Origin of the sequence: Leptolyngbya sp. CCY15150, assembly GCF_016888135.1 — a bacterium.
Lineage (GTDB): Bacteria > Cyanobacteriota > Cyanobacteriia > RECH01 > RECH01 > RECH01.
Genome location: NZ_JACSWB010000278.1, coordinates 254467 through 279391, shown reverse-complemented (window position 1 = coordinate 279391; position 24925 = coordinate 254467). Strand labels below are relative to the sequence as shown.

Genomic DNA, 24925 nt, shown 5'->3' with positions numbered 1-24925 from the left:
TCTTGTAGTTCATGATGGAAGCAAGGCCTAGTCCCTGGTTCCTGTGCTTACCGCTGGACGTTCTTCAACTAGATGCACCACGATAGATCACGTTTCTCCCTCTTTGCGTTAGTTGTGCTCTATGCGATCGCCAGCAGTGCTTGGTTGCTCGGCAGCGATCGCCTGATTGCCGAGCTACTGCACCAGTCCAACCGTCATGGCTTCGTGCCCCTAGTGACCGATCTGAGCTGGATTGGCTTCAGTTGCCTCTATATCATCTGGCTGGCGAGACGCGATCGCCCCTTCTCTATACAGCTGGTGGTCGCAGCTCCTGCCCAGGATGACTCTGATGAGCAATCGGCACCAGAAGCTCACGTGGCGTCCCAGGTCAATCCCCATGATGCCCAGCTCTATGCAGAGTTGCAGCAAGCCATTCAGCGCCAAGAATTTCGCCTCTGCTACCAGCCCATTGTGCTGCTGAGTAGTGAAGACCTGGTGGGATTTGAAGCCTTGATTCGATGGCGACATCCGATTCACGGGGAGCGATCGCCGGTGCAGTTTATGCCCCTGGTAGAAACCACCGATCTCACCGCCGTCATTGATGCCTGGGTATTGGAAGAAGCCTGTCGGCAGATGAAATGGTGGCAGCAGCACTACCCGATCGCCCGATCGCTGGTGGTCAGCGTCAATCTATCCGGTCAACAGTTTTGCCAGCCCAACCTGGTCACGTGGGTCAAATCCATTTTGGATCGCACCGGACTACCCGCGAAAAGCCTCAAGCTAGAAGTCACCGAAACCACCCTGATGAAGGATGCTCAGCTTGCTGTAGAGTTGCTGGAGCAGCTTAATCAAATGGGCGTCAAGCTATCTATTGATGACTTTGGCACAGGCTACTCATCCTTGAGCTACCTGTATCGCTTTCCGATGGATACTCTGAAAATTGATCGCTCTTTTCTCAACCACATCGACGTGGATGGCGAGCAGGTGGAACTGGTGCGCACCATCCTGATGCTGGCTTGGAATCTTGGACTAGACACCATCGCCGAGGGGATCGAAACCCCTATGCAGCTTGCCCAGCTAAAATCCCTACGCTGCACTTACGGTCAGGGGTTCCTGTTCTCGGAACCCCTGGAAGCATCAGAGATGGGCAAGTTTTTGAAGAAATGCCAGCAGGCAAACCATCTTTAGGGAGATCTGGAAAGCGATCGCCCCCAACGCATCTGGTCTCAACTCAGCATCACTAGGTCAACCGTGACCTACAGCATGGCTGGGCCGGCATAGGAAATGAACAGACCGCGCAAAAGCTGCAGCGCCAGAATCGCCAACATGGGCGAGATGTCAATCATGCCTAGGGGCGGAATGAAAGAGCGAAAAACATTGAGAAACGGATCGGTGATCTGCTGCAAGGCCGCCAACAGCGGGTTGCTCCAGTCTATGGTGGGGAACCAAGTTAGCAGAATACGGATGAATAGAAGTGCGGTGTAGAAGTTTAGAAAATTAATTAGAGACGTGGCGATTAGTTGACTCATATCTCTTTATGCTTACGTAATGGAAACGTTGTGACTACGGATGTCTTCTAGTTTAACGGAAGATAGAGCGACTGCGGCGTTAGACCATGAAGCGGTGACCATCTGTTATCCAACAAGCGTGATCGAACAAGCCTGCCAAGACAACGGTTGACTAGCCCCTGCCGTTTGAGACGAATAGATTCCCGACAGAGCCAAGCCCGTTAGCTGGCACCCGTTAGTTAGAATCGGACGCGATCGCATTGTCAGGAGCATCGGCCTGGCCATTGCCATCCACACTGCTCAACTGTTGACGTACATCATCAATGGCATCATTGAGCTGAGCAATTTTGTCTTCTAGCCCGCGCCGTGCCATCTCAATACTTTCCTCCGTGGGAGCAGCCAAGCGGCGTTTACGTCCTTTGTCATCCAGAGCTTTGAACTTCTTGTCCTCAGCCTCATTGCTGGAGAGACGCGAGGCAACCACCACGCCCAGCACTCCACCCACAACCCCGCCGAGGACCGTCCCCAGCAAAAATCCACCCAAAAAATTATCAGACTGACTCATCGTAAACTCCTATATGGCAACTCCTAGAGATGACGGTTGGGTCAAAACAAGACGTGACGGAACTGACCCAGCAGCTAGCCCTATCGTAGAACAGGGTGTTCCCGCTGCCTATGGTGCCTACTCCGTTCCAAAGGTGCGATCGCCCGCATCGCCTAGCCCTGGAACAATAAACCCGTAGTCATTCAGACGCTCATCAATGGCGGCGGTAAAAATCTTTAAGGAAGCATATTCCGCACTCAGCTTTTGCAGCGCCGTGGGGGAAACCACCACAGAAATAAACCGCACCCATTCAGGATTCACGCCTCGCTTCACCAGTTCTGCCATCACCGTCATACTCGTGCCGCCGGTCGCCAGCATGGGCTCTGGAATCAACACGCGGGTATTGGGATCAAACCGCTCCGGCAATTTGTTGAGATACCAACTGGGTTCGAGGGTTTCTTCGTTGCGCGCCAAACCAATGTGGTAGATCGACGCCAAGGGCAAGAGGGACTGAGCCCCATCCAGCATCGACAGCCCCGCCCGCAAAATGGGGATGACCGCCACGGGCACCTCGGGATTGATAAACGTGGCCGGACAAGCCGCCAACGGCGTTTGCACCTGAGCATCGAGGGTCGGCAGCCAATCGCGGATCGCCTCATAGGTGAGCCAGCGCCCCAACTCGGTCATAGCGCTGCGGAATAGCATCGACGGCGTACCCTGATCGCGGGCCACCGCTAGCCAATGCTGAATTAAGGGATGGGGGGGAACATAAACCCGGAGTTGCAGAGTCATAGCGTCTTGGATCGGCGTGGAGATGGAGTCTAGATCACAATCCCGATCGCCCCTAGGCAGGTCGGAAATCTGCCATATCATACCCCGTTCCCCTTCCAGATGGTTCAGACACCTCAGGTTTCGGCAGCCTGTTCACCTAGGAAGTTATTGAGAGAAGATTTTAATAGCTATGGTCTAGCAGAGTCGAGAGCGATCGCCTGCCGCCTCCCAGTTGCCCAGTCTTCCACAGAGAACCATCCCAGCTATCTTCTGAGAAAACCTGTAGCTCTGGTAACCAAAGGCGGTATGATCAGCAAGCTGGAACGGCATTGACAATCATCAGCAACCGCCCCACCCAAGGTTTTCAAAAATAATCGTCTTTAGTATTGACAATTATTTTCAACAAGCTCTATAGTAATTTCATAGTGTTCTCCTCTCGAGGAATCGGCAGGTGGGATTAGTTAGCAGGCTAGTCCCACATTTTTTTGCCTAGTTTTGGGTAGGACGACCGCTATCCCCGCCATCAATCCCCGATACACTAGATTGGGTGAGTCTATAAACATTGCGGGAATTGGTTTTATGTCGGTCATGTCAGATGCGGTTCAGCCCCCCTCCGATGCCCTTGAAGCCGGTCTGTCTCTGGAGGCGATCGCCCAGGAAGCCTTTGATGTGATTGTGGTGGGCTCTGGGATTGGCGGCTTGGTGACGGCGACCCAGTTGGCAGCCAAGGGCGCAAAGGTGCTGGTGCTAGAGCGCTACCTGATTCCCGGCGGCAGTGCCGGCTATTTTGAACGCCAGGGCTATCGGTTTGACGTCGGCGCATCGATGATTTTCGGCTTTGGCGATCGCGGCACCACCAACCTGCTCACCCGCGCCCTAGAAGCCGTGGGCATGAGCCTAGAAACCATTCCCGACCCGGTGCAGATCCACTACCATCTGCCCGACCAGCTCAAGATCCGCGTCCACCGCGACTACGAAGCCTTCATCCAAGAACTCACCCAGGCCTTTCCCCACGAAGCTCAGGGGATTCGCCGCTTCTACGATGAGTGCTGGGCGGTGTTCAACTGCCTCAACGCCATGGAGCTGCTGTCCCTGGAAGAACTGGGCTACCTCACCCGCGTCTTTTTCCAGCATCCCTTCGCCTGCCTGGGCTTGGTGAAGTACTTGCCCCAAAATGTGGGCGATATTGCCCGCCGCTACATTAGCGATCCAGCGCTGCTGAAGTTCATCGACATTGAATGCTACTGCTGGTCAGTCGTACCCGCCGATCTAACGCCGATGATCAACGCGGGCATGGTGTTTAGCGATCGCCACTACGGCGGCATCAACTATCCCAAGGGCGGCGTGGGCAAAATTGCCGAGAAATTAGTAGAAGGACTAGAGAAAGCCGGCAGCCACATTCTTTATCGCGCCAGGGTCAACGAAATTGTTGTGGAGCAGGGCCGAGCCGTAGGTGTACGCCTAGCCTCAGGAGAGGTGCTGCGGGCGAAGCGCATCGTCTCCAACGCCACCCGCTGGGACACCTTCGAAAAACTGATGCCCGCCACTCCCCTGCCGCCCAAAGAAGCCCGCTGGCAACAGCGCTATCGCAAATCCCCCAGCTTCCTGAGTTTGCACCTAGGCGTCAGGGCCGAGGCCGTGCCCGCCGATGCCGACTGCCATCACATTATTGTGGACGACTGGCAACAGATGGAAGACGCCTACGGCACACTATTCTTATCGATCCCGACCTTGCTGGATCCCGACCTAGCACCACCGGGGCATCACATTTTCCATAGCTTCACCCCCTGCTGGATTGAAGATTGGCAAGGGCTATCGCCCAGTGACTATGAGGCCAAGAAAAAGGCGATCGCTGCCACTATGATCCAGCGCTTGGAAACCATTTTCCCCGGTCTTTCCGCCGCCGTAGACTATCAAGAAATCGGCACCCCCCGCACCCACCGTCGCTTCCTGGGGCGAGACGATGGCACCTACGGCCCCATTCCCTCCAAGAAACTCCTGGGTCTACTGGGGATGCCGTTTAACCGCACATCGATTCCGGGGCTGTACTGCGTCGGGGATAGCACCTTCCCAGGACAGGGGCTGAACGCAGTGGCATTTTCAGGATTTGCCTGCGGGCATCGGGTGGCGGTAGATCTAGGCTTTTAGGATGATCCATCTCGTCAATACTCTTATCACTCAGAGGTAGGCCGGCAGCGGTAAACTGCAAAAGCTTACCTAACGTATTGCATCAACCGAAAATCACGATGACCATTGCCCACTGGCACAACGATTACTGCACAGGAGACGATCGCATCGATCGCGAACATCGCAGCTTGTTTGACATGGTGAATGACCTGCACCATGCCCTAGAACGATCCGCCCCGCTCTTGGAACTACGGGATTTATTAACCACCATGGCGACCCATACGGTGGAGCACTTCCGCCACGAAGAAGCCCTGATGCAAGATCACCAGTACCCCGGTTATGCCCGCCATAAGCAGGTGCATGACAATTTGTTGGCTAAGGTGAACAGCTTGATCAACCGCCTGGAGCGAGGCGAAGCTGTCCTAGGCTCCGAGGTGACAGCCTGCCTGACAGAATGGCTCGCCCACCACATTCGTGGCGAAGACCAAAGCATGATTCGCTTCTTTCAAGCGCAGAACCAAACCCTGTTGCAATCTACCCTAAACCCCTGATGATCATCCCTTGGCTATCCCCTACCCTGGCCCAGTTGGCCTCCCCCGGCCCCATTGCCTTTGAGCTGGGGCCGATCGCCATACGCTGGTATGGGCTATTGATTGCCACATCGCTGGTGGTGGGGATGTCGTTGGCGCAGCGGTTGGGTAAACAGTTTGGGTTGACCTCCGACCACATTGGCGAATTGGCCATTTGGCTGATCTGCGGAGCCATTCCGGGGGCGCGGCTTTACTATGTGGCGTTTGAGTGGTCGCGCTATGCAGAACACCCGTGGCGGGCCCTAGCGATTTGGCAGGGGGGCATTGCCATTCATGGGGCAATCTTAGGGGGGGCGATCGCCACTCTGTTGTTTGCCCGGCGCAATCGGCTCTCCTTTTGGCAATTGGCAGATGTGGTGGCCCCGTCGCTGATCTTGGGGCAGGCCTTGGGTCGCTGGGGCAATTTTTTCAACTCCGAGGCCTTTGGACGACCCACGGATGTGCCTTGGCGGCTGTATATTCCCCCGGCCCAGCGACCTCCGGGCCTGGCCGATGTGGCCTACTACCATCCCACGTTTCTCTACGAATCTCTGTGGAACCTGGGAGTTTTGGCTGTCCTGTTGGGTTTGTTTGTCTGGGGATTGCGCCATCCGGGGCGGCTAAAGCGCGGCACGATCATTCTGGTCTATGCGGTGGCCTATAGTCTGGGTCGGGTGTGGATTGAAGCGCTGCGGCTGGATAGCCTGATGCTCGGGCCGCTGAGGGTGGCGCAGGTGGTGAGCTTGACGGGGATTGCGTTGGGCGTCGTTGGGCTGGTGTGGCTGTATGCCCTGAAGCGATCGCTCCCCGATACTAGAAATCCCCCAATGTCGTAATCCTGTAACCTATTCGCTGGCGGACATCAGAAAGCTGATCCGCCCATCCTGCCAGACGGGATCCCCGTCAAGCCATTTGCAAGGAACGACCAAACAAGTGCGGGGGTGGCAGCGGTTCATTCTTGTCCTGGGCTGAGGTGATCAGCAACTCCAGCACGGCCTGAGCGTTGGCGAGGGCCTCGTCGTAGGTGGTGCCGTGAGTGTGACAGAAATCGCCCCATTCTGGCAGGCTAACTACGTAGCATTGGTCTTCTTCTGACCACTGAATCAGGATCGTATAGTGGCTCGTCATTGGATTCCCTCCTCCGATTTGCGGGGATAACTCTTAGCACTCACGGATAAGAGCCATTATGAATCATTTGCCACCAGTGAAGAGCACTAACCGTGTCGGGATGGTCCTGTCCTAGGGTTTTCTCAAAGATTTGAACGGCTCTTGTAATGGCTGGCTTCGCGTCATCCAGTCGCTGCATCTTCAAGTAAAGAGCCGCAATATTCCACAGGCTCTTGGCAACATCGGGATGGTCGACTCCCAACTGCTGTTCTCGGATGGAGAGCGATCGCGCAACCAGCGGTTCCGCTTCCCCATAGCGACCCATTGAAGAGTACAGCCCGGCCAGATTATTCAGGCTGGCGGCGACAGAGGGATGGTCGGCTCCCAACTGCTGTTCTCGGATGGAGAGCGATCGCGCAACCAGCGGTTCCGCTTCCCCATAGCGTCCCATCGAGTAGTACAGATTGGCCAGATTATTCAGGCTGGCGGCGACAGAGGGATGGTCGGCTCCCAACTGCTGTTCATATATGGAAAGCGATCGCGCATAGACCGGTTCCGCCTCCCCATAGCGACCCATCGATCGGTACAGCTCGGCCAGATTATTCAGGCTGGTGGCGACAGAGGGATGGTCAGCTCCCAACTGCTGTTCAGCGATGGCGAGCGATCGCTCATACAGCGGTTCCGCTTCCCCATAGCGACCCATCGATCGGTACAGCAATGCCAGATTATTCAGGCTGGTGGCGACATCGGGATGGTCAGGGCCCAACTGCTGTTCATAGATGGAAAGCGATCGCTGATAGAGCGTTTCCACTTCCCCATAGCGGCCCATCGAATAGTACAGCCCGGCCAGACCATGCAGGCTGGTGGCGACATCGGGATGGTCGGCTCTCAACTGCTGTTCCCTGATGGAGAGCGATCGCTCATACAGCGGTTCCGCTTCCCCATAGCGACCCAGCGCATAGTACAGCCCGGCCAGATTATTCAGGCTGGTGGCGACATCGGGATGGTCGGCTCCCAACTGCTGTTCAGCGATGGCGAGCGATCGCTCATACAGCGGTTCCGCTTCCCCATAGCGACCCATCGATTCGTACAGCCCGGCCAGATTATTCAGGCTGGTGGCGACATCGGGATGGTCGGCTCCCAACTGCTGTTCAGCGATGGCGAGCGATCGCTCATACAGAGGCTCTGCCTCCCCATAGCGACCCATCGATTCGTACAGCAACGCCAGATTATTCAGGCTGGTGGCGACATCGGGATGGTCGGTTCCATACACCTTCTCGTCGATGGCAAGCGATCGCCCATACAGCGGTTCTGCCTCCCCATAGCGTCCCATCGCTCGGTACAGTTCGGCCAGATTATTCAGGCTGGTGGCGACATCGGGATGGTCTTGCCCAAAGCGGGTTTCAGTCATGGTCAGACATTCACCGTACCAGCGTTCGGCCTCTTGCCAGCGGCTTTGTCCTTGTGCTAGACGCGCTAGGGCAAAGAAGGGCCACACCACGTCCTCATCAATCACCATCGACGGGTATTCTTCGGCCAACTGGGTAAGATGGGGAACAACATCTTGCATCCTTGCCAGATCCTTGAGAGTCACAGTGTAGTTAACCGTTTTGGCTTGGGCCACAAGGGCGGTCACCATGCCCTGCCGTAAGGCTGAAGCCACATCTTTGAGATTATTGGCAAGCTGGTCACGCACATATTCCCTCACCAGTTGATGCAGTTGATAGCGTCCTGCTCCCAGATCCTGCACCATCGAGCCGCGCACCAGTTCTCCATCCAGGGCATCCTCTAGGTCTTCCTCCTCCACTGACGGTAACGCTGCTCCGATCAATGGCTGAGGAATGGGAGCTAGGGCAAAACTAGCCAGCAGCCCCGCTACCTGTTGCGCCATGGGTGAAAGCTCTTGCCAACTCAAGTCCAGCGCTGCCCGCAGGTTGTATTCATAGACCCGTTCCTCAGGCAGATCTGCTATGGCCCTGGCATCTAGGCGCTTGTCTTGAAGCCGTTGCCAGAGTTTTTCTAAGGTGACGCTGGGGCGACGTTCCAAATATTTACCCACCAGTTCAATGCCCAAGGGCAGATAGCCTAACCACTCTAGAATCCGTTTAGCAGTGGGTACATCAGCCCGAATCCGATCATCGTCTCCCACATAGCAACGTAAGGTGCGAAAAGCCTCTGCCCGTTTCATCACACCCAAATCCAGCCGCTGCACAGGTGTTCCAAACCGATTGCGCGACGTCAGCAACACCCGAAACGAGGCATCTGTCGGCAAGAAATGACGCACATCTTCGTACTTCGGTACATCATCCAGCACCAGCAAGCGAATTCCTGGCGATTGGGTCTGCCATTGTTGCCAACACCAGCCAATTTGTTGGATCTGTTTCTGCTGTGGATCTGCAATGGGTAGATCGGGCACCTCCCAGCCGAAAACCGCCGCCACCGTCAAAATTTCCGAAACCAAATCCACCCCTTTCACCCGCAGCCACCAGATGCCGCCGGGATAATCTGCCTGATGGTCTCGCACGTAGGCTCGGGCCAGGGCCGTCTTTCCCACGCCGCCCATACCCGCCGCTGCCACAATGGCAACCTGTTGGGTCGTCCCAGTTGGTTGCCCCAATAGCTTTTGGTGCAAGTCATCCAGTTGCGATCGCCGTCCTACAAACAGCGATGTCCCTAGCATTGATAACCCATGGCTATACCTTGCCGGACAGTTGTTCTTATCCTTAATGAATTTATCTATTATTTCCTGCAGCGTAACTCCATGACTGTTCAGTTGGCTTACAAACTGAGCGAACCCTACCTCAAGCCGGGTGTCCAACTCTTGTATTGCAGCATAAATAGCCTCCATTTTTTTCTCTAGCTCCGGCAGGATAGAAAGACGCTTTAACAGCGAAGAGACAACATCTATATCCACAGTACTTTGCTGAAACTGACCAAGAATTTCGTTAACGCTTGTTAATATTTGGACTTGAAATGCATTGCGGACAGCTTCCTGGGTATGAAGTTCCTCAGCAAAGAAAAAACATACATGCCGATATAACAGTTGCTCTACAGCATCTTGATAGCACTGGGGCTGGTCTGCGGTGATAACAAAACGGCAGAGTCGTTCACAAATAGCATCCTGGTTCACGATAGCAGTCTCATTAAGAGATACCAGGTGTCCAATTTCAGCCACAGATATCGAAGGGATCTGAAATGAGCCAGTTTTTTCTACGCAATTCAGTTTTTGTGCAAGGTCAAGACAATACTGAGCAAGCCAAGTCACCGTAGCTTGATCTTGATGATGAGCAGCCTGTGGTCGTCCTTGCCATTTTCGTCCTTCTGTCAATCTTTGAAGACAGTCGGCTGCAATTGTCTGCTGAGCTAGCAAGAGCGATCGTAAGATAGCCCGTTCGAGGTGGTGGTTGATGGGGTGCTCCTCTAAGTTTTGCACCCGTTGCTTCAAAAACTTCACTACTGATTGAAGCGAACCAGTCGCAACTCGGTCAGCCGTGTTACCAATAATCCCACTGACAATCGTTTCTAGTGTAGACCCAAGCAGAACACTCCAGATCATTGGTTCCATAACACCTGGCTTTTAATAACGACTAGCCCATACAGGGGTTTACCAAAAACTTTCATGCCTGTCCGGACTATTCATTGTCAGTGAAACGTAGCGATCGCGCGCCTTCAATGGATAGTGATAGAAAGATCTCCGACTTTTTCAAAAAAGTCGGAGATCTGTGGCCCAACTCTTATCTTAGATTGACCTCAATACATCTCATACTTCAGCAACCGACATTCGATGGTGCCGTTGTAGACCACAAACCGACGGCTGGGGCGTAGGCCAATGCATTTCGCCAACTCCAAATTCCCCGTCAAAACAAACGCCGTCCAGCCCTTAAACCGCTGCTTAAACATATCTCCCATCAGCTTATAAAACGCCGCCAAGTCCTGGTCTCGTCCCAAGCGATCGCCATAGGGTGGATTACACATCAGCACACCGCTATCCGCCGGAGCCTCTAGATCCGCAAACTCCCGCTGCTGGAATACAATCTGCTCAGATAAGCCACAGCTATAGGCATTGTGCCGCGCTTGGTCTAGAACTTCAGGGTCGCGATCGCTCCCCCCGATAAAATTCGGCAAATCAGATAACTCCTGCTCCTCCGCCTCCTGCTGTAGCTGATCCCACAGTTCCACGTCAAAATCGTGCCAAAATTCAAAGCCAAAGCGATCGCGGAACAGCCCCGGCGCAATATTTAACCCCCGCAACGCCGCCTCAATCGGCAACGTGCCCGACCCGCATAGGGGATCCAAAAACGGTAGATCCGGCGTCCAGTCACTCAGTTGGATTAAAGCCGCCGCTAGGGTTTCCTTCAGCGGTGCTGCCCCCACCGCAGGACGATAGCCGCGCCGATGCAGACTGCCCCCGGAGCTATCTAAACTCACCGTACAGCGACTACCCTGGATATGAATATTCACCGCTAGGTCAGGATTTTCTAAATCCACGCTCGATCGCTCCCCAAAGGTCTGGCGTTGCTGATCGACAATGGCATTTTTAACCTGCAGGGCAGAGAAATGGGTATGGTTAAGCTGGGGATTCTTACCCGTCGCCCGCACTGCTAAGGTTTGCTCGGGGGTGAGATACTGCGACCAGTCGATGGACTGAATACCGCGATAGAGAGCCTTATCATTGGCGCAGGAAAAGGTGGTGAGCTGCATCAAGATCCGAAACGGCAGGCGTGCCCAGAGGTTGATGCGGTAGAGAAGGGAGCGATCGCCCTCAAAGCCAACTCCCGCAAAGGTGGTTGATACATGCTGCGCGCCGAGGGACTCTAGTTCCTGAGCGGCGAGGTCTTCCAGACCCCGAGCGACGGTGGCAAAATACTGGGTCATGATTGAGAAAGACCCTGCATGGCTTGGGCAACTTGGTGAGATATGAACGGTAAGATCGCTTCGTTATTGCTATGTTCCTTACCTTCCGTGAAAACCACAAGCTGATAGGGTAAGCAATTCGGTAGTTCAATATAGGCCGCATCGTGGCGCACCTTACTGGTTAACCCCGCCTTCGACCACACCGAGGCCTCCTGGGGCACTCCTGCGCCCAGAAAACCCGTCACCTGATTTTCAGGATCAGCGGCCAGATCCGCCGGATTCAGGCTGCGTTTCATTAGCGCCATCATCGCCTGCGATCGCTCCGACGACACCGCCACCCCCCCGACCATGCTATGCACCAGCCGCGCCGTGGCCTCCGTGGTCAGCATATTGCGGTTTTCCATCGCTTCGCCCAAAAACGCCCGTTCGCGCCCATAGGCACCATCACACCAGGTTTTGTGGTTGGCGTTGATGGTGGCAAATTCTTCCCAGTTGAGGGACTGCAGGTAGCGGTTGACGATATTGCGCTGATATTTCCAGGTTTCAAACGGCCCGGCAGATAGTTCGGGGCCGCTGGTGGTGCCGCTGAGCATGTCCATCACCAGGCTGGTGGCATCGTTGCTGGAGTCTACGATCATGTCGCGCACGGCCCGGTCTAGCTCCGCCGTGGCTTGGATCATGTCCTGCTGAATCCATTCATGCACCGCCACTAGGTAAAACAGCTTCACCACGCTGGCGGGATAGATGCGCTCCACGCCGCGATAGGAAAACCCTCGGGGCGATCGCGCCCAAAAAGCATCAGGACTGAGGGCCCCGCCCGTATTCACCATCACCGGCTGATCATAGACCACCCAGGTCATGGCCACCTGATTGCGGGCCAGGGTAGGAAATTCTTGCCAAACGGCGTCTAAAATGCGATCGCCCGCCTGCTCTAGGGCGGCATCTTTATGAAAGAATGGCATGGGTTCCCGTTATCCTGTGGCCTATGGTATCTACGACTGACCTGCTGACGGCGACCGATGCCCCCTGGGGCTACCAATGTCGCACGGCGCTCAACCTCTATAGTTCGCCAGACCTGACCAGCCTCGCGACCCAAGCGATCGCGGGTCGTCAATTGCGTATCTTATCATCCCCTCAGGGGGCGGAGGCGATCGCGGTGCCGGTGTGCCTGGTGGAAGACGACTATCCCGGCTGGCTAGCGCTGGAGGATCTTCCCAGGCTAGAGTCGGTGGAGACTCCCTACGAAGCGATCGCCCCCAGCGCCACCGCGATCCAAACCCAGATGCCGGCAGTGGTGACTATTTTGCTGAACTGGATGAATCGTCCCAATCGCTACCTTTGGGGCGGCACGGCGGGGCCCAACTACGATTGCTCGGGCCTGATGCAGGCAGCCTTTATGACCTTGGGCATCTGGCTACCCCGCGATGCCTACCAACAGGCCGACTTCACCCGCGCTACCCTATCCCAAACCTGGCTAGCTGAACTTCCAGCAGCAGGAGTCTCAGAAGACTGGTTCCAGCCCTTGCAATTGGGCGATCTGATCTTCTTTGGCACCCCGGAGCGGATTACCCATGTAGGCTTTTACCTGGGCGATCGCTACTACCTGCATAGCTCCGGTGAAAGCCAGGGCCGCAACGGCATCGGCATCGATCGCCTCACGCCCAACGAAAATTCCATCAGCACCGCCTACTACGCCCAACTGCGCGGGGCCGGCCGGATTACCCAAAGCTACCAGCCTACGGGGCAACCCCAATGGCGATCGCCCTAGTTCGCTATCATGGACACCATCCAAGCACAGCGATCGCCCCTGTATGATTCCGCGACTTAAGGCCCTCAAACCCTACCTCCGCTGGGTGATTCTCGGCGGTATGATCCTCTTCCTACTGGCGGCCCTGCGCGACCAGTGGCGGGAGGTGGTGGCTCTGCGGATTACCGGAGCAGGCTGGGCCAGTGGAGCGATCGCCCTCGGCGTGACCCTGATGGCCCACATTTGGTCGGGCTGGGTGTGGAGCTGGATTTTGCACGACCTCAACCAGCCGGTCACCGCCGCTTGGAGCATTGCCACCTACCTGAAAACCAACATCGCCAAATACCTACCCGGCAACGTCTGGCATTTCTATGGGCGCGTCTGGGCCACCCACAATGCCGGCGTACCCCTAGGGATTTCCACCTTGAGCGTGGTGCTGGAACCCTTGCTGATGGCCGCAGCGGCCTTGGCGATCGCCCTCCTCAGCAGCCCCCAACCCAACTGGATCCTGCCCCTGCTCAGCCTGATCCTGATCCTGGGCATCGTCCATCCCCGAGTGCTCAACCCGCCCCTGCTCTACCTACAGCGCACCAAAGGCCGCCTCACCAACCGCGACGCATCCCCTGCTGCCCCCCTCGGTCTCAACCACTATCCCCTCAAACCCTTCCTAGGAGAACTCGGCTTTGTGATCCTGCGGGGCATCGGCTTTGTCTTGACGGTGCAAGTGCTGATGCCAGTGCAGGGCTACCAAGTGCCGCTGCTGTTCAGTGCCTTTGGCTTTGCCTGGCTGCTGGGACTGGTGGTACCCGGTGCGCCAGGAGGATTGGGCGTGTTTGAGGTGACAGCGATCGCCATTTTGCGCCAAGGCGACAGCGGTCTGCCGCCGGCTGTGATCATCAGCGCCGTGGCTATCTATCGCTTGGTGAGCATCTTAGCTGAAGCGGGGGGAGCTGGATTAGTTTGGCTGGATGAACAACGGACAGGGAGCGATCGCCCCTCCTGATCCACCTACAACATTTAGCTACATTCCCACTTGATAAATCCATGGATAGCAGATCACGAGATTGATTCGAGCCCCAAATCCATGAAAACTTGCAGCCTTGACCGCTAAGCGAGATAAACTGCAAAAGAGCCTTGCTGGCCTCAAAAGCTCCAGTGACGACCCCAAACGCCCTTCGTGAACCTCTCTAACAAACGCCCACCCCATCAGAAGCGAACTATCGCTGTGTCTCTCCTCATAGGCACAGAAAACTTAGCGGCTCAGCTTATTTTACTCATCCTAGTGTTCGTTGGCTTAGGGCTGCCAACTTACGGACAGGATATACCGGAGGAGAGTACAAGTTCTTTTCCCATTGAAACATCCCCTGAAACCACAGAACCTTCTAGCGAGACGATGGAAGATGGGATATTCTTCGCCGATGTCTTGGTGCGAGGGCAGCCGGTTCTTCAGGTAGGCAGCTTGCCGGAGTTGAGCGCTGCCGATCGCGCCCGCGTCATTAGCCGCCGCATTGCTGGACTGTTGAATCAGCCTAACTCAATTGAACCAGTCACGGTGCAGCTTGATCCATCTCGGCAGATGGCCCTGCTCAAGGTCAACAACCGGGTGCTGATGACCGTCACGTCGCAAGATGCTGTGGATTTTGATGTCACCATCGAAACGTTAGCTCAACAGTGGGCCGATCGGCTGAATCAAGTTCTGGTAAAGCCTAACCTAGCCGTTGATGCCCTACAGCGGTTGGATGGAACTGGACGTCAGTTGGTACGCCGCACAATTGACTTGGTGCCATCGTTGCTGGGAGCATTCTTCATTATTGGCGTGACCTGGACAGTCGCTAGGGGAGTGCGACGCTTAGGATTGTTATGGGCAGAAGAAACCGAGGGCGATCGCAGCACTGAAATTTTAATTGGGCGATTGTGCTACGGCGGGGTTTGGGTACTGGGAAGTATTATTGCCCTAGGGGTTTTGGGATTAGACTTTGCTGCCTTACTCGGAGCCTTGGGGCTCACCAGTGTTGCGATTGGTTTTAGCCTTAAAGATGTGTTGAGTAACTACATGTCGGGTGTCATTCTGCTGGCAGCTCGGCCCTTTCGCATCAACGATCAAGTGGTGATTGGTGATTATGAAGGAACCGTTGTGCAAGTGCAACTCCGAGCCACAACCATGATTACCTACGACGGGCGGTTGGTCTATATTCCCAATCAACAGGTGTTTCAAAGCTCTATTATCAACAACACGGCTTCTCCAGTGCGGCGCAGTGACGTGATGGTGGGGGTGGATTATGACGCTGATCTGAATACAGTGCGACAGGCAATTCTAGAGGCGTTAATGCTGGTTCAGGGAATTGAGTCAGAGCCAGCTCCTCTAGTTCTGGTTCAAGAGTTAGCAGCCAGTACTGTCAATCTGAAAGTGCGATTTTGGGTTAATTCAAGGCAACAATCATTCCTTCAGGTTACCTCTGATGCAGCCCAAGCGATCAAAGATAAATTGCAGGCCGTTGGTATTGAAATGCCCACGGAGATTTACACCCTGACGTTTCGAGATCTCCCTCTAGAGTGAGATCAAACCTAGCTATATCAAATCTGGTTAGGCACACTATTGATTCAATGCTGTGGTACCCAGATGTCTGTAGCTCCCTTGGCAAGAGGGCAGCGAAGCGGGAGATCGAATGCAGGATGTGCAGCTATGAACCTTCAACCGGATTTGATATTACCCTTGAATCCGGCATGATCGTCCCCTAGATCTACCCAACTAGACGTTGCCCGGACTGCATAGCCTATCCTATGCTTTGAACGGATAGTTATGTCATCCCCTGTCAACTCCTATCAACCCTATGGTTCAAACTGCCCCCGATCTCACCGTCCGCCCCGTCGAAACCGCTGCAGATCTAGACGCCTTCCTCGATCTACCGGCGAAGGTCTACGCCCACGATCCCAACTGGGTGCCCCCCATCCGCAGCAGCATTGCCAAGCAGCTTGCGCCAGACTATATCTTTCGCACCTATGGAACGCTCCAGGCCTTGATTGCCATCCAAAACGGTGATGTTGTAGGCCGGATTGTGGCGGCGGTGAACCAACGGTTAGTTGAACGGGAGGGCGAAGCGATTGGGCTCTTTGGCTACTTTGAATGTATGCCCGAGGAAGCGATCGCCCAAGCTCTCTTTCGGGCGGCTGAAGACTGGCTGCGACAGCAGGGCATGACGCGGGTGCGGGGGCCCATTAACCTCTCGACCCACAATGACTGTCTCTTTTTGGTAGATGGCTTTGACACCCCACCCCAGGTGATGATGCCCTACAATCCTGCCTACTATCCCGAGTTCATCGAGCGGGATGGCTGGGAGAAGGCTAAAGATGCCTACGCCTACGAGTTCTTCCCGGAACAATTGGCGGCGGGCTTTGAGAAAGGCTATCGCGTGGCGCTCAAGTCGGGGGTCACCTTTCGTCCTATTCGCACCAAAGGCGAGGGCTTCAAGGAAGACTGTGTGGGGCTCTATCACCTGTTCAATAAAGCCTTTACCAACAATTGGAGTTCTACGCCGCGCACCCTAGAGGAGTTTCTCGATGATGCCAAGGAACTTCAGTCCCTAGTGGATCCAGATGTGTTTCCCATTGCGGAGTACAACGGCGAGATGGTGGGCTTTTTCATGGGATTTCCCGACTACAACATCCCTCTCAAGCATGTCAACGGGCGGCTCAACTGGTTGGGAATCCTCAAATTCCTATGGTATCGTCGTCAGATTGACCAAGGGCGGGTGATTGCCATCTGTTCATTGCCCGAGTATCGACGTAAGATGGTGCCTCTGGGACTGGGATACTTGGGCATGGCCGGCGGCTTCAAAAAAGGGAAGCCCTACAAAAAGGCTGAACTGTCTTGGGTTTATGAAGACAATATGCCATCTCGGAAGCTGATTGAGGCAACCGGTGGCCAGATCTATAAAACCTATCGAATCTATGAAAAGCACCTTGGCTAGGTCAAGGCGTTTAGGATGGTTGTGTTGTGAGGAGGGCGATCGCCCATGAAAGCACTAGTAACGGGCGCAAATGGTTTCACCGGATCCCATTTGGTGAAGGCCCTAGAGCAACGCGGCGATACGGTCGTCGGCTTCGTACGGGAAACCAGTCATTGCGATCGCCTCCAGGGCTGTGCGCTGCAGTTTGCCTATGGCGATATTGGCGATCGCGGGGCCCTAAAAACGGCGATGGCGGGCGTGGATGTGGTCTTCCATACGGCGGCCTATGTGGAACTGGGGGTCGTGGATGCGGACAAGATGGCCCGGGTGAATATTGATGGCACGCGGGCAGTAGCAGAAACGGCCAAGGCGCTAGGGGTGAAACTGGTCTATTGCAGCACCATTGGCGTCTATGGCGATACCCAAGGCCAGTTGATTGATGAAACCTTTAAGCGCACCCAAGAGGGATTTTCCTCGGCCTACGATCGCACGAAGTATGAGGCCCAGCAAATTGTTGATCGGGCGGTGAACGAGGGGCTCTACGCCGTGAGCGTCATGCCGTCGGGCATTTTTGGAGCCGATGATCCTCACTTTGGGCCGGTGATGGATGCGTTTCTTGCCGGCAAGCTCAAGGTCTGGGCGGGGGGCGATCGCATCACGGGGATTGTCCATGTAGACGACCTGGTGGCGGCGATGCTGCTGGCGGCGGATCAAGCTCCCAACGGAGCCCACTACATCATTTCGGCGGGAGAATTATCGACTCGGGAGATGTTCAACTTCCTTAGTCAAGAAACGGGCATGGCACCGCCAGTGGAAATGCCCAAGCTGGTGGTGCGGGCAGCGGGCTATCTGCTGGATCCCATCGGTCGTGTGCTCAACTGGCAGCCGCCCATCAGCCGAGAGCGGGTGCATTACATCTACGATCGCTGTGTGCGGGTTGATGCCACCAAGGCAAGGCAGGAACTAGGCTGGAATCCGCGATCGGTGGAGGATACCCTACGAGAGGCGTTGAAGCGGCAAAAGCCAGATTAGGCGGCGATCGCAGGGGAGACATCCGCTAGGGGGGCGATCGCTGCGCCCCCCATTACGTTGGAGGACGTAATAGGTAGCAATCCTTGAGCGCCGTCGAAAGGCTCAAATCTTGATCAGAAGAGGGTTGAGCGCCGTCGAAAGCCGGCCTTAGATTCCTTCAATTAGAGTCTAGGATCCACCTATTACCTTGATGATGAGGTTGCTGGGAATCCTTGCTCCTCCACAAGAATGACAAGAAACCTATAGATTCATGCCTGGATTCATAGGAAGCTGATCACGGGTAGAAGGCCGCTATATTATCGATCTAAGCCCCTGATGATCATGATGGGTTCACGTTCCTATGCTGTCAGACCGACTACAACGACTCCGGTTTCTCTTCCAAGCCCGTCTATCACGGCGTATTGTGCTGTGGGTGTTTGGCAGCATTGTCGTCATTGAGGCGATCATCCTAGTGCCCTCGGTTTCCCGCCGTGAGCAAGAACTTTTGGACTATCTCAAAACCATTTCCCTGGCAGAATCCTCGGGGGTGCTGCGTCAGCGATCGCTCAACCTCGACGATCCCCAGCAGGTACTTGCCCAGATCAGCCGTATCCAGGAAAACCCGGTGGTGGTGGGTGGGGCTCTCTACCGAGCAGACGGTACGTTAATCGGTGAGTTTGGAGAAACGCCCCAGTTGGACTATGACTCCATCAATGCTGACGGTCGCGGAGCCCGCCTAGAGCGATCGCTCCGCCGCTACGATGCCGTGTGGCCAATGGCGCTGTTCAACGGTCAGTATGCCCTGATGATTCGCCACGATACCACCACGGTGGAGCAGGAAATTTATGCCTTTATCTGGCGAATTGCTGGGTTAGTGCTGATTATTTCGGTATTTGTCACCGTTGCCACCATTATTGTTCTCGACGCCACCCTAATCTCCCCTATTCTGCGGCTGCGTCAAGATTTGCTGAGGGCGGGATCGGCCATTCGTGATGATCGCCCCCCGGCTCGCTTTGAATCAACGTCCTATAAGCATTTAGACGAACTGCGGGATGTCATATCTGCCTTTGAGGTCATGTTTCAGCAAGTGCTAGACGCGATCGCTGAACGAAAACAGGCGGAGGCTGCCCTGCGGATTTCTGAAGAAAAATTTGAAAAAGCCTTTCGCTCCAGTCCCAACCCGGTGCTGCTCAGCCGCATGGAAGACGGTCAGTTGCTGGAGGTAAACGATAGCTTTCTACAGTTTCTAGATGTAGAGGCTGAAGCAGTGCTAGGGAAAACAACGGTAGATTTAGGAGTTTGGAGCGATGAGGGCGATCGCCGCCAGATGATCCAGTTGTTTGAGGCTAACCCAATTATTCGTAACCAAGAGTATCAGTTGCAGACGCGAGCAGGACAGTTGCGCACAGTTCTATATTCCGCAGAACGTATTGATATTCATGGGGTAGACTGCATTTTATCGGTGATGAATGACATCACAGAACGCAAGCAGACGGAAGAAGCGCTGCGAGACAGTGAGCGTCGTTTTCGAGCCTTGGTGGAGCAGGCTGCCGATGCGGTCTTTGTGGTCGATCGCAACGGGCAAATTGTGGATGCCAATCAGCAAGCTTGCCATAACCTCGGCTATACCCGAGAAGACCTGTTACACCGCTCAGTGTCAGATATTCAGGTGGCGCTTTCCTTATCGCAACTGCAGGCGCTTTGGAATAATTTGACCCCCAGCCATCCGGTTACGGTGCAAGGGGTACATCGTCGTCAAGATGGCAGTACCTTTCCTGTGGAAGTGCGTATTGGTTTATTTGAATTTGGCGATCGCCGCCTCATTGTTGCCCTAGCTAGAGATATTACCGAACGTCAGCAGGCCGAGGCCGCCCGCGCCCGTCTGGCAGAAATTGGCGAACTGACGGCAATGATTGTCCATGAGGTACGTAATCCTCTCACCACCGTTTGGATGGGCTTGAATGCTTTAGCTAAGGATGAACTCTCGGAGCGATCGCACCTGCGCCTACAGTTGGCGCTAGAAGAATCCGATCGACTGCAGCGCTTACTTAATGAAATCTTACTCTATGCCAAGGAACAGCAGCTTGATCGCCAACCCATAGAACTCAACCAATTCTTAACCGAAGTGCTGGACTCCATGCGTAGCTTACCCATCGTCTGCGATCGCGTTCTTATCTTTCAGCCAGCGCCAGAACCTATCTGGATTGAGGGCGATCGCGATAAGCTGAAACAGGTTGTGATTAATCTGGTTAACAACGCCTGCGAAGCCGTGGATACCCAAGCAACCGTCACCTGTGTACTCACCTCTCCAGAGCCCCAGCCCCACATCTGGCTGCAAGTCCATAATGGCGGCCCACCCATTCCGCCAGAGGTGCTGGATAAGCTCACCCAGCCCTTTTTTACCACTAAATCCTCAGGTAATGGCCTAGGTCTAGCCGTCACCAAGCGGATCATTGAAGCGCATCATGCTTCTCTCACCATTGAATCCACGGCCCAGTCCGGCACCACGGTCACCGTAGCTCTGCCCATTGCCCCAGCACCGGTGTAAACCATTTGTCTGAATCCATACCTCATGGAGCCCAGCTAAGAACAGAGTAAACCTAGGCATTGGCAGCACTGCCCATCCAGTTCCAATAATTGGGAGCCATGCCCTGGTGCTGGCGGGCCGTTTTCTGATTATGGTGGCGGATGTGAGCGGCCTTCTGAAAGAGGGCGGTGTATTGGTCATGCCCCTCAGCAAAAACAACATCAATGGTGAGGGGATCATCCAGATCCTCAGGATCGCAGGGGCCTTGCAACACCTTGGCAGGGCGATCGCCACTTTCGGAAGCAGGCTGCACTTGCACGGCGCGGCGATTTTTCACCTCACCTTGACTGCTATCTACATAGGTGACGATGTTGCCCCGATGAAACGCCTGGCCAATAGTCTGGATCAAGTATAGGAAATTGCGATCGCTCCCCCCGCGACTAACCATCTGACGGCCATCCTGCTGCCGCACCTGACTGTTGACGGTGTCACCTACGCCAATCATCACCGGCATCTGCAGCGGATCGAAGGTTTGTTTGACTAAGGCGACCAAGTCATCGAGGTGATGGGGAGCCTGACGGGCATTAAAGCTTTCCCCGAGTGGATAGCTGCCGGTGCGTTGGTAATAATAATGGTTCAAAATAGCCAAAACGCCCGCCTCTTTCAAGGCACCCCGCAGCATAAACTGAAAGTCGGTTGTCCCAGAATCATCATCTGTCGCCGGACGCATGATTTCTATCCCCTGCTCATCCCGTCCTAAATTGGGAGCATAGTGGACAAAGAAAGAGTCGCCTAGCCCCTGCTGCTGCGCCTGTTCAAGCAATTGGGTCATCAGCACCTGCATCTCCGCTTGCAGCTTGGCATAGACCTGAGGGCGATCGCGCAGGGCTTCATAAAATCGGTTCAGGTTCGCGGTGGGCGAAGCAATATTGTTCAACACCGCCGCTTCAATGCAAGTCTGGAGCAGTTCCGGCTCTAGCTCATCGGGATGATGCTTGAAAAACTGATGCAGGCGATCGCCAATCTGCTGAGGAACAGCGTGCAGGAAATCAAGTTCGCGATCGCTGACGCCGGGATGAACCACCTGGCCGAACTGATCCTGCCACTGCACTCCGCCAGCAGCCAACCCAGGCAGGTAGCGCCCTTGGCGCTTAAGGTAAGAATCATAGCCAAAGGCTTGCTCTACAATCCGGTTCACGCCCCTAGCCCCAATATGCTCACCATTGGTCAGAACATAAAAATGAGGACTGAACAGAGCAGCAGCTTCGACATATTCTCGACGGATGACGCGCCGTAAGGGATCTTGCACCAACCCCATACAAACACCATCCAAATCCTGAATAATCAGAATATTATCGACATTCACCAAGACCTGCGCTAGTTTGTCAACATTTAAAGATAAGGATGGCTCATGGAGCAAAATGTGGGGAGATTGGGTCATAGCTTAATGAGCGTATGGTCAACGACTCTACGCTAAACAGCTTACACCAAGGACGATTTATCCTAGCAAGAATGATGACATCTACTACCTCGGAGGGCAGACTTCTAGGTACCAAGTTGGTGTCTACCAGTGCTAGGCTACCGCCTACTGCATCCAGGAGACACCAACCTAGGATCTTTTTACGGGTCGAATCTCAGAACCATAGAACTGGAGGGATAGCTAGTCCAAAGCATCCTTTAATGCTGTGCGGGCAGCCAAGTGATTGCGAGTGGAGCTGAGAATTTCCACTTCTCGCTCTAGGCGGGCCATGGTGTTTTGGAGTTCTAGCAGAGCCTGCTGCTCAGGTGCTACGCCATACAAATTGCTGGCAATCCAATAGGAGAGTTCTAAAGGACTGGTGGGAATATCATCCGGCAAATCCACCGTCTGCCCCATCAGCTTGGCCGATAGCTTGACCACATCCCGCAGCATTTGATCCACCTGAATGGCTAGACCGCTGAGATCCTGGCTAGAGGGTTCGTCATCAATCCACTCCACCAAACCAACGTAGTAGGGCTTCTCTCGCACATAGTCAAGAATGCGGAAACGCTGTTGCCCAAGAGTTCGTACCATCATGCGATCGTCAGGTAGGCGCTCACATTGTAAAATTTCGGCACAACAGCCCACCTTAGAAACTTTGCCATCAGCAGGATCCACCATCAAGACGCCAAACCGTCGGTCGTCTTGCAAGATGGTGTTCATCATGATCCGATAGCGAAATTCAAAAATGTGAAGCGGGAGCGGTCTGCCTGGAAATAACACCACCTCAGACAGAGGAAATAATGGAAGTTCACGAACTGCAACCGATGATGAAAATGCCATTGCTCTAACTTAAAGACCGCTTCAATGTGCGCTGGCCATAACTCGACCTAGCTAAAAAGGGACGAGTTACCTCAGTCCCTTTCAGTCTAACGTAAGGCTTATGGCTTTTGATGGGAGTGCTAAAAACCTTTTCAGGAAATCTAGACTCTTAGCTTAGAGCTTCACTTCAATATCAACACCTGCGGGTAGATCAAGCTTCATCAAGGCATCAATCGTCTTAGACGACGGTTGGTAAATATCAATGATGCGCCGATGGGTGCGGGTTTCGAAGTGCTCTCGCGAGTCTTTGTCAACGTGGGGCGATCGCAAGACGCAGTAAATTCTCCGCTTGGTCGGCAGGGGAATCGGACCAATGGCAGTGGCGTTGGTGCGGTTAGCCGTGTCTACAATTCGTTCGCAGGACATATCAAGCAAACGGCGATCGAAGGCTTTGAGGCGGATGCGAATCTTTTGTTGCTGAATAGTAGCCATAGTAATGCTGTTAAAAGGGACGCCAAACTTTGAATGATTGTGCGCTAACAACCCTGGTCAGGACATCCCAACCCTTGGAAGCTAGCTGCTGTATTGTCAAGGTTCTGACTGATGGAGCAGAAACCGTGATCATCATGGGCAACCGAGCATAAGCTACCAGAAGCCCTTGAGCGACTGATAGCTTACTCAATTACATCCTCAGGGCTACTTAAGGATCTTGGCGACGACGCCAGCACCCACAGTCCGCCCACCTTCACGAATAGCGAAGCGCATCCCTTGCTCAATAGCGATCGGGCTGATCAGCTCAACATTCATCTTGATGCGATCGCCCGGCATCACCATTTCAGCTTCGCTACCGTCATCTGCGGTAAAGGAGCTGATTTGCCCGGTCACGTCCGTGGTACGCACGAAGAACTGAGGCTTGTAGCCAGGGAAGAAAGGCGTGTGACGACCACCTTCTTCTTTCTTGAGGATATACACCTCAGCTTCAAACTGGGTGTGAGGGGTAATGGAACCCGGCTTAGCCAGCACCATACCGCGCTCGATGTCTACCTTTTGAATCCCCCGGAGAAGAACACCGGCGTTATCACCCGCCATCCCTTCTTCTAGGCTCTTCTTGAACATTTCGATCCCGGTGACGGTGGTGCTGCGGGTGTCGCGAAGACCAATGATTTCGATGGTGTCGCCCACCTTAACCTTCCCACGCTCGATCCGACCGGTTGCCACAGTACCCCGACCGGTGATGGAGAACACGTCTTCCACCGCCATCAGGAAGGGCTTGTCAATATCACGCTCAGGGGTGGGGATGTAAGCATCCACTTCGTCCATGAGCGCATAGATTTTGTCAATCCAAGGATCGTCGCCTTTCTTCACCGTTGGGTTAGCGATCGCTGCATCTAGAGCCTTCAACGCCGAGCCAGAAACGATGGGAATATCGTCACCGGGGAAGTCGTAGGAGCTGAGCAGTTCGCGAACTTCAAGTTCAACGAGTTCGAGCAGCTCTTCATCATCAACCTGGTCTTGCTTGTTCAAGAACACGACGATGTTAGGTACACCCACCTGCTTGGCTAGCAGGATGTGCTCACGGGTTTGGGGCATAGGACCATCGGCAGCAGATACCACCAGAATGGCACCATCCATTTGAGCAGCCCCGGTGATCATGTTCTTCACATAGTCAGCGTGTCCTGGGCAGTCCACGTGAGCATAGTGACGCTCTTCGGTCTCATATTCCACGTGGGCGGTGTTGATGGTGATCCCCCGAGCTTTTTCCTCGGGAGCCGCATCGATTTCGTCATACTTACGAGCCTTCGCCTGACCTAGGGATGCTAGGGTCATGGTGATAGCTGCCGTCAACGTGGTCTTACCATGGTCAACGTGACCGATGGTGCCGATGTTGACGTGGGGTTTTTTCCGTTCGAACTTTTCGCGTGCCATGAGTCTTCTATTCCTCTTTCTCTGAAG

At 54.5% G+C, this 24925-nt stretch carries 21 protein-coding genes; 10 read left to right on the top strand and 11 right to left on the bottom strand.

Going from position 1 to position 24925, the window contains the following annotated elements; translation table 11 throughout:
- Window positions 1-72: 72 nt before the first annotated feature.
- The gene (locus JUJ53_RS21755; RefSeq protein ID WP_204154116.1) at window positions 73-1167 is read left to right on the top strand and encodes an EAL domain-containing protein; all 1095 of its coding nucleotides are present in this window, start codon (window positions 73-75) and stop codon (window positions 1165-1167) included.
- Window positions 1168-1235: 68 nt separating this feature from the next.
- Here JUJ53_RS21755 and JUJ53_RS21750 read toward each other — a convergent pair whose 3' ends face one another.
- The 3 genes from JUJ53_RS21750 to upp form a co-directional block, all read right to left on the bottom strand.
- Window positions 1236-1508 carry a YggT family protein gene (locus JUJ53_RS21750; RefSeq protein ID WP_204154115.1) on the bottom strand — a complete coding sequence of 91 codons (273 nt, stop codon included), beginning with the start codon at window positions 1506-1508 and terminating at the stop codon, window positions 1236-1238.
- 214 nt (window positions 1509-1722) lie between these two features.
- On the bottom strand, window positions 1723-2052 hold the full coding sequence (locus JUJ53_RS21745; RefSeq protein WP_204154114.1) for a hypothetical protein: 330 nt from the start codon (window positions 2050-2052) through the stop codon (window positions 1723-1725).
- A 117-nt stretch (window positions 2053-2169) separates the two neighbouring features.
- On the bottom strand, window positions 2170-2823 hold the full coding sequence (gene upp, locus JUJ53_RS21740; protein WP_204154181.1) for a uracil phosphoribosyltransferase: 654 nt from the start codon (window positions 2821-2823) through the stop codon (window positions 2170-2172).
- A gap of 567 nt (window positions 2824-3390) precedes the next feature.
- Between upp and crtH the strand changes: the two genes are divergently transcribed.
- The 3 genes from crtH to lgt all read left to right on the top strand — a co-directional run bounded on the left by crtH (window position 3391) and on the right by lgt (window position 6334).
- A complete protein-coding gene (crtH, locus tag JUJ53_RS21735; RefSeq protein WP_204154113.1) occupies window positions 3391-4950 on the top strand; it encodes a carotenoid isomerase in 1560 nt (519 codons plus the stop codon).
- Between the two features lie 98 nt (window positions 4951-5048).
- Window positions 5049-5480 (top strand): bacteriohemerythrin, encoded by a 432-nt coding sequence (locus JUJ53_RS21730; RefSeq protein WP_204154112.1) that lies wholly within the window; start codon window positions 5049-5051, stop codon window positions 5478-5480.
- Window positions 5480-6334: a prolipoprotein diacylglyceryl transferase gene (gene lgt, locus JUJ53_RS21725; RefSeq protein WP_204154111.1), complete on the top strand. Its 855-nt coding sequence runs from the start codon at window positions 5480-5482 to the stop codon at window positions 6332-6334. Before JUJ53_RS21730 ends, lgt begins: the two co-directional genes overlap by 1 nt.
- Window positions 6335-6401: 67 nt before the next feature.
- Here lgt and JUJ53_RS21720 read toward each other — a convergent pair whose 3' ends face one another.
- The 4 genes from JUJ53_RS21720 to JUJ53_RS21705 all read right to left on the bottom strand — a co-directional run bounded on the left by JUJ53_RS21720 (window position 6402) and on the right by JUJ53_RS21705 (window position 12421).
- A complete protein-coding gene (locus JUJ53_RS21720; RefSeq protein WP_204154110.1) occupies window positions 6402-6626 on the bottom strand; it encodes a type II toxin-antitoxin system HicB family antitoxin in 225 nt (74 codons plus the stop codon).
- 40 nt (window positions 6627-6666) lie between these two features.
- Window positions 6667-9735, bottom strand: a complete 3069-nt coding sequence (locus JUJ53_RS21715) for a tetratricopeptide repeat protein (RefSeq protein ID WP_204154109.1) — start codon at window positions 9733-9735, stop codon at window positions 6667-6669.
- 620 nt (window positions 9736-10355) lie between these two features.
- The gene (locus JUJ53_RS21710) at window positions 10356-11480 is read right to left on the bottom strand and encodes a class I SAM-dependent RNA methyltransferase (RefSeq protein ID WP_204154108.1); all 1125 of its coding nucleotides are present in this window, start codon (window positions 11478-11480) and stop codon (window positions 10356-10358) included.
- A complete protein-coding gene (locus JUJ53_RS21705) occupies window positions 11477-12421 on the bottom strand; it encodes a serine hydrolase (protein WP_204154107.1) in 945 nt (314 codons plus the stop codon). The genes JUJ53_RS21710 and JUJ53_RS21705 overlap by 4 nt, the downstream gene beginning before the upstream one ends.
- A gap of 23 nt (window positions 12422-12444) precedes the next feature.
- Between JUJ53_RS21705 and JUJ53_RS21700 the strand changes: the two genes are divergently transcribed.
- The 6 genes from JUJ53_RS21700 (at window position 12445) to JUJ53_RS21675 (ending at window position 20712) form a co-directional block, all read left to right on the top strand.
- Window positions 12445-13227: a C40 family peptidase gene (locus JUJ53_RS21700; RefSeq protein ID WP_204154106.1), complete on the top strand. Its 783-nt coding sequence runs from the start codon at window positions 12445-12447 to the stop codon at window positions 13225-13227.
- Window positions 13228-13270: 43 nt separating this feature from the next.
- The gene (locus tag JUJ53_RS21695; protein ID WP_204154105.1) at window positions 13271-14209 is read left to right on the top strand and encodes a lysylphosphatidylglycerol synthase domain-containing protein; all 939 of its coding nucleotides are present in this window, start codon (window positions 13271-13273) and stop codon (window positions 14207-14209) included.
- Window positions 14210-14431: 222 nt separating this feature from the next.
- Window positions 14432-15763: a mechanosensitive ion channel family protein gene (locus JUJ53_RS21690; RefSeq protein ID WP_343328008.1), complete on the top strand. Its 1332-nt coding sequence runs from the start codon at window positions 14432-14434 to the stop codon at window positions 15761-15763.
- A gap of 274 nt (window positions 15764-16037) precedes the next feature.
- Window positions 16038-17174: a hypothetical protein gene (locus JUJ53_RS21685; protein ID WP_204154104.1), complete on the top strand. Its 1137-nt coding sequence runs from the start codon at window positions 16038-16040 to the stop codon at window positions 17172-17174.
- Between the two features lie 45 nt (window positions 17175-17219).
- Window positions 17220-18185 (top strand): NAD-dependent epimerase/dehydratase family protein, encoded by a 966-nt coding sequence (locus tag JUJ53_RS21680; protein WP_204154103.1) that lies wholly within the window; start codon window positions 17220-17222, stop codon window positions 18183-18185.
- Between the two features lie 340 nt (window positions 18186-18525).
- Window positions 18526-20712 (top strand): PAS domain S-box protein, encoded by a 2187-nt coding sequence (locus tag JUJ53_RS21675; protein ID WP_204154102.1) that lies wholly within the window; start codon window positions 18526-18528, stop codon window positions 20710-20712.
- 52 nt (window positions 20713-20764) lie between these two features.
- On the opposite strand, the gene stpA is transcribed toward JUJ53_RS21675, so the two are convergent.
- The 4 genes from stpA to tuf form a co-directional block, all read right to left on the bottom strand.
- Window positions 20765-22132 carry a glucosylglycerol 3-phosphatase gene (stpA, locus tag JUJ53_RS21670; RefSeq protein WP_204154101.1) on the bottom strand — a complete coding sequence of 456 codons (1368 nt, stop codon included), beginning with the start codon at window positions 22130-22132 and terminating at the stop codon, window positions 20765-20767.
- A 219-nt stretch (window positions 22133-22351) separates the two neighbouring features.
- Complete coding sequence (locus JUJ53_RS21665; protein ID WP_204154100.1) at window positions 22352-22993, bottom strand: LON peptidase substrate-binding domain-containing protein; 642 nt, start codon at window positions 22991-22993, stop codon at window positions 22352-22354.
- 153 nt (window positions 22994-23146) lie between these two features.
- Window positions 23147-23464: a 30S ribosomal protein S10 gene (gene rpsJ / locus JUJ53_RS21660; protein WP_204154099.1), complete on the bottom strand. Its 318-nt coding sequence runs from the start codon at window positions 23462-23464 to the stop codon at window positions 23147-23149.
- A 204-nt stretch (window positions 23465-23668) separates the two neighbouring features.
- Window positions 23669-24898 carry an elongation factor Tu gene (gene tuf, locus JUJ53_RS21655; protein ID WP_204154098.1) on the bottom strand — a complete coding sequence of 410 codons (1230 nt, stop codon included), beginning with the start codon at window positions 24896-24898 and terminating at the stop codon, window positions 23669-23671.
- Between the last annotated feature and the right edge of the window lie 27 nt (window positions 24899-24925).

What these genes read in the sequence shown, in the direction of transcription:
- tuf (WP_204154098.1), bottom strand. Translation starts at nt 24,898, where the DNA reads ATGGCACGCGAAAAGTTCGAACGGAAAAAACCCCACGTCAACATCGGC.
- JUJ53_RS21705 (WP_204154107.1), bottom strand. Translation starts at nt 12,421, where the DNA reads ATGCCATTCTTTCATAAAGATGCCGCCCTAGAGCAGGCGGGCGATCGC.
- JUJ53_RS21680 (WP_204154103.1), top strand. Translation starts at nt 17,220, where the DNA reads ATGAAAGCACTAGTAACGGGCGCAAATGGTTTCACCGGATCCCATTTG.
- rpsJ (WP_204154099.1), bottom strand. Translation starts at nt 23,464, where the DNA reads ATGGCTACTATTCAGCAACAAAAGATTCGCATCCGCCTCAAAGCCTTC.
- upp (WP_204154181.1), bottom strand. Translation starts at nt 2,823, where the DNA reads ATGACTCTGCAACTCCGGGTTTATGTTCCCCCCCATCCCTTAATTCAG.
- JUJ53_RS21750 (WP_204154115.1), bottom strand. Translation starts at nt 1,508, where the DNA reads ATGAGTCAACTAATCGCCACGTCTCTAATTAATTTTCTAAACTTCTAC.
- stpA (WP_204154101.1), bottom strand. Translation starts at nt 22,132, where the DNA reads ATGACCCAATCTCCCCACATTTTGCTCCATGAGCCATCCTTATCTTTA.
- JUJ53_RS21745 (WP_204154114.1), bottom strand. Translation starts at nt 2,052, where the DNA reads ATGAGTCAGTCTGATAATTTTTTGGGTGGATTTTTGCTGGGGACGGTC.
- JUJ53_RS21675 (WP_204154102.1), top strand. Translation starts at nt 18,526, where the DNA reads ATGCTGTCAGACCGACTACAACGACTCCGGTTTCTCTTCCAAGCCCGT.
- lgt (WP_204154111.1), top strand. Translation starts at nt 5,480, where the DNA reads ATGATCATCCCTTGGCTATCCCCTACCCTGGCCCAGTTGGCCTCCCCC.
- JUJ53_RS21695 (WP_204154105.1), top strand. Translation starts at nt 13,271, where the DNA reads ATGATTCCGCGACTTAAGGCCCTCAAACCCTACCTCCGCTGGGTGATT.
- JUJ53_RS21755 (WP_204154116.1), top strand. Translation starts at nt 73, where the DNA reads ATGCACCACGATAGATCACGTTTCTCCCTCTTTGCGTTAGTTGTGCTC.
- JUJ53_RS21685 (WP_204154104.1), top strand. Translation starts at nt 16,038, where the DNA reads ATGGTTCAAACTGCCCCCGATCTCACCGTCCGCCCCGTCGAAACCGCT.
- JUJ53_RS21710 (WP_204154108.1), bottom strand. Translation starts at nt 11,480, where the DNA reads ATGACCCAGTATTTTGCCACCGTCGCTCGGGGTCTGGAAGACCTCGCC.
- JUJ53_RS21730 (WP_204154112.1), top strand. Translation starts at nt 5,049, where the DNA reads ATGACCATTGCCCACTGGCACAACGATTACTGCACAGGAGACGATCGC.
- JUJ53_RS21665 (WP_204154100.1), bottom strand. Translation starts at nt 22,993, where the DNA reads ATGGCATTTTCATCATCGGTTGCAGTTCGTGAACTTCCATTATTTCCT.
- crtH (WP_204154113.1), top strand. Translation starts at nt 3,391, where the DNA reads ATGTCAGATGCGGTTCAGCCCCCCTCCGATGCCCTTGAAGCCGGTCTG.
- JUJ53_RS21700 (WP_204154106.1), top strand. Translation starts at nt 12,445, where the DNA reads ATGGTATCTACGACTGACCTGCTGACGGCGACCGATGCCCCCTGGGGC.
- JUJ53_RS21720 (WP_204154110.1), bottom strand. Translation starts at nt 6,626, where the DNA reads ATGACGAGCCACTATACGATCCTGATTCAGTGGTCAGAAGAAGACCAA.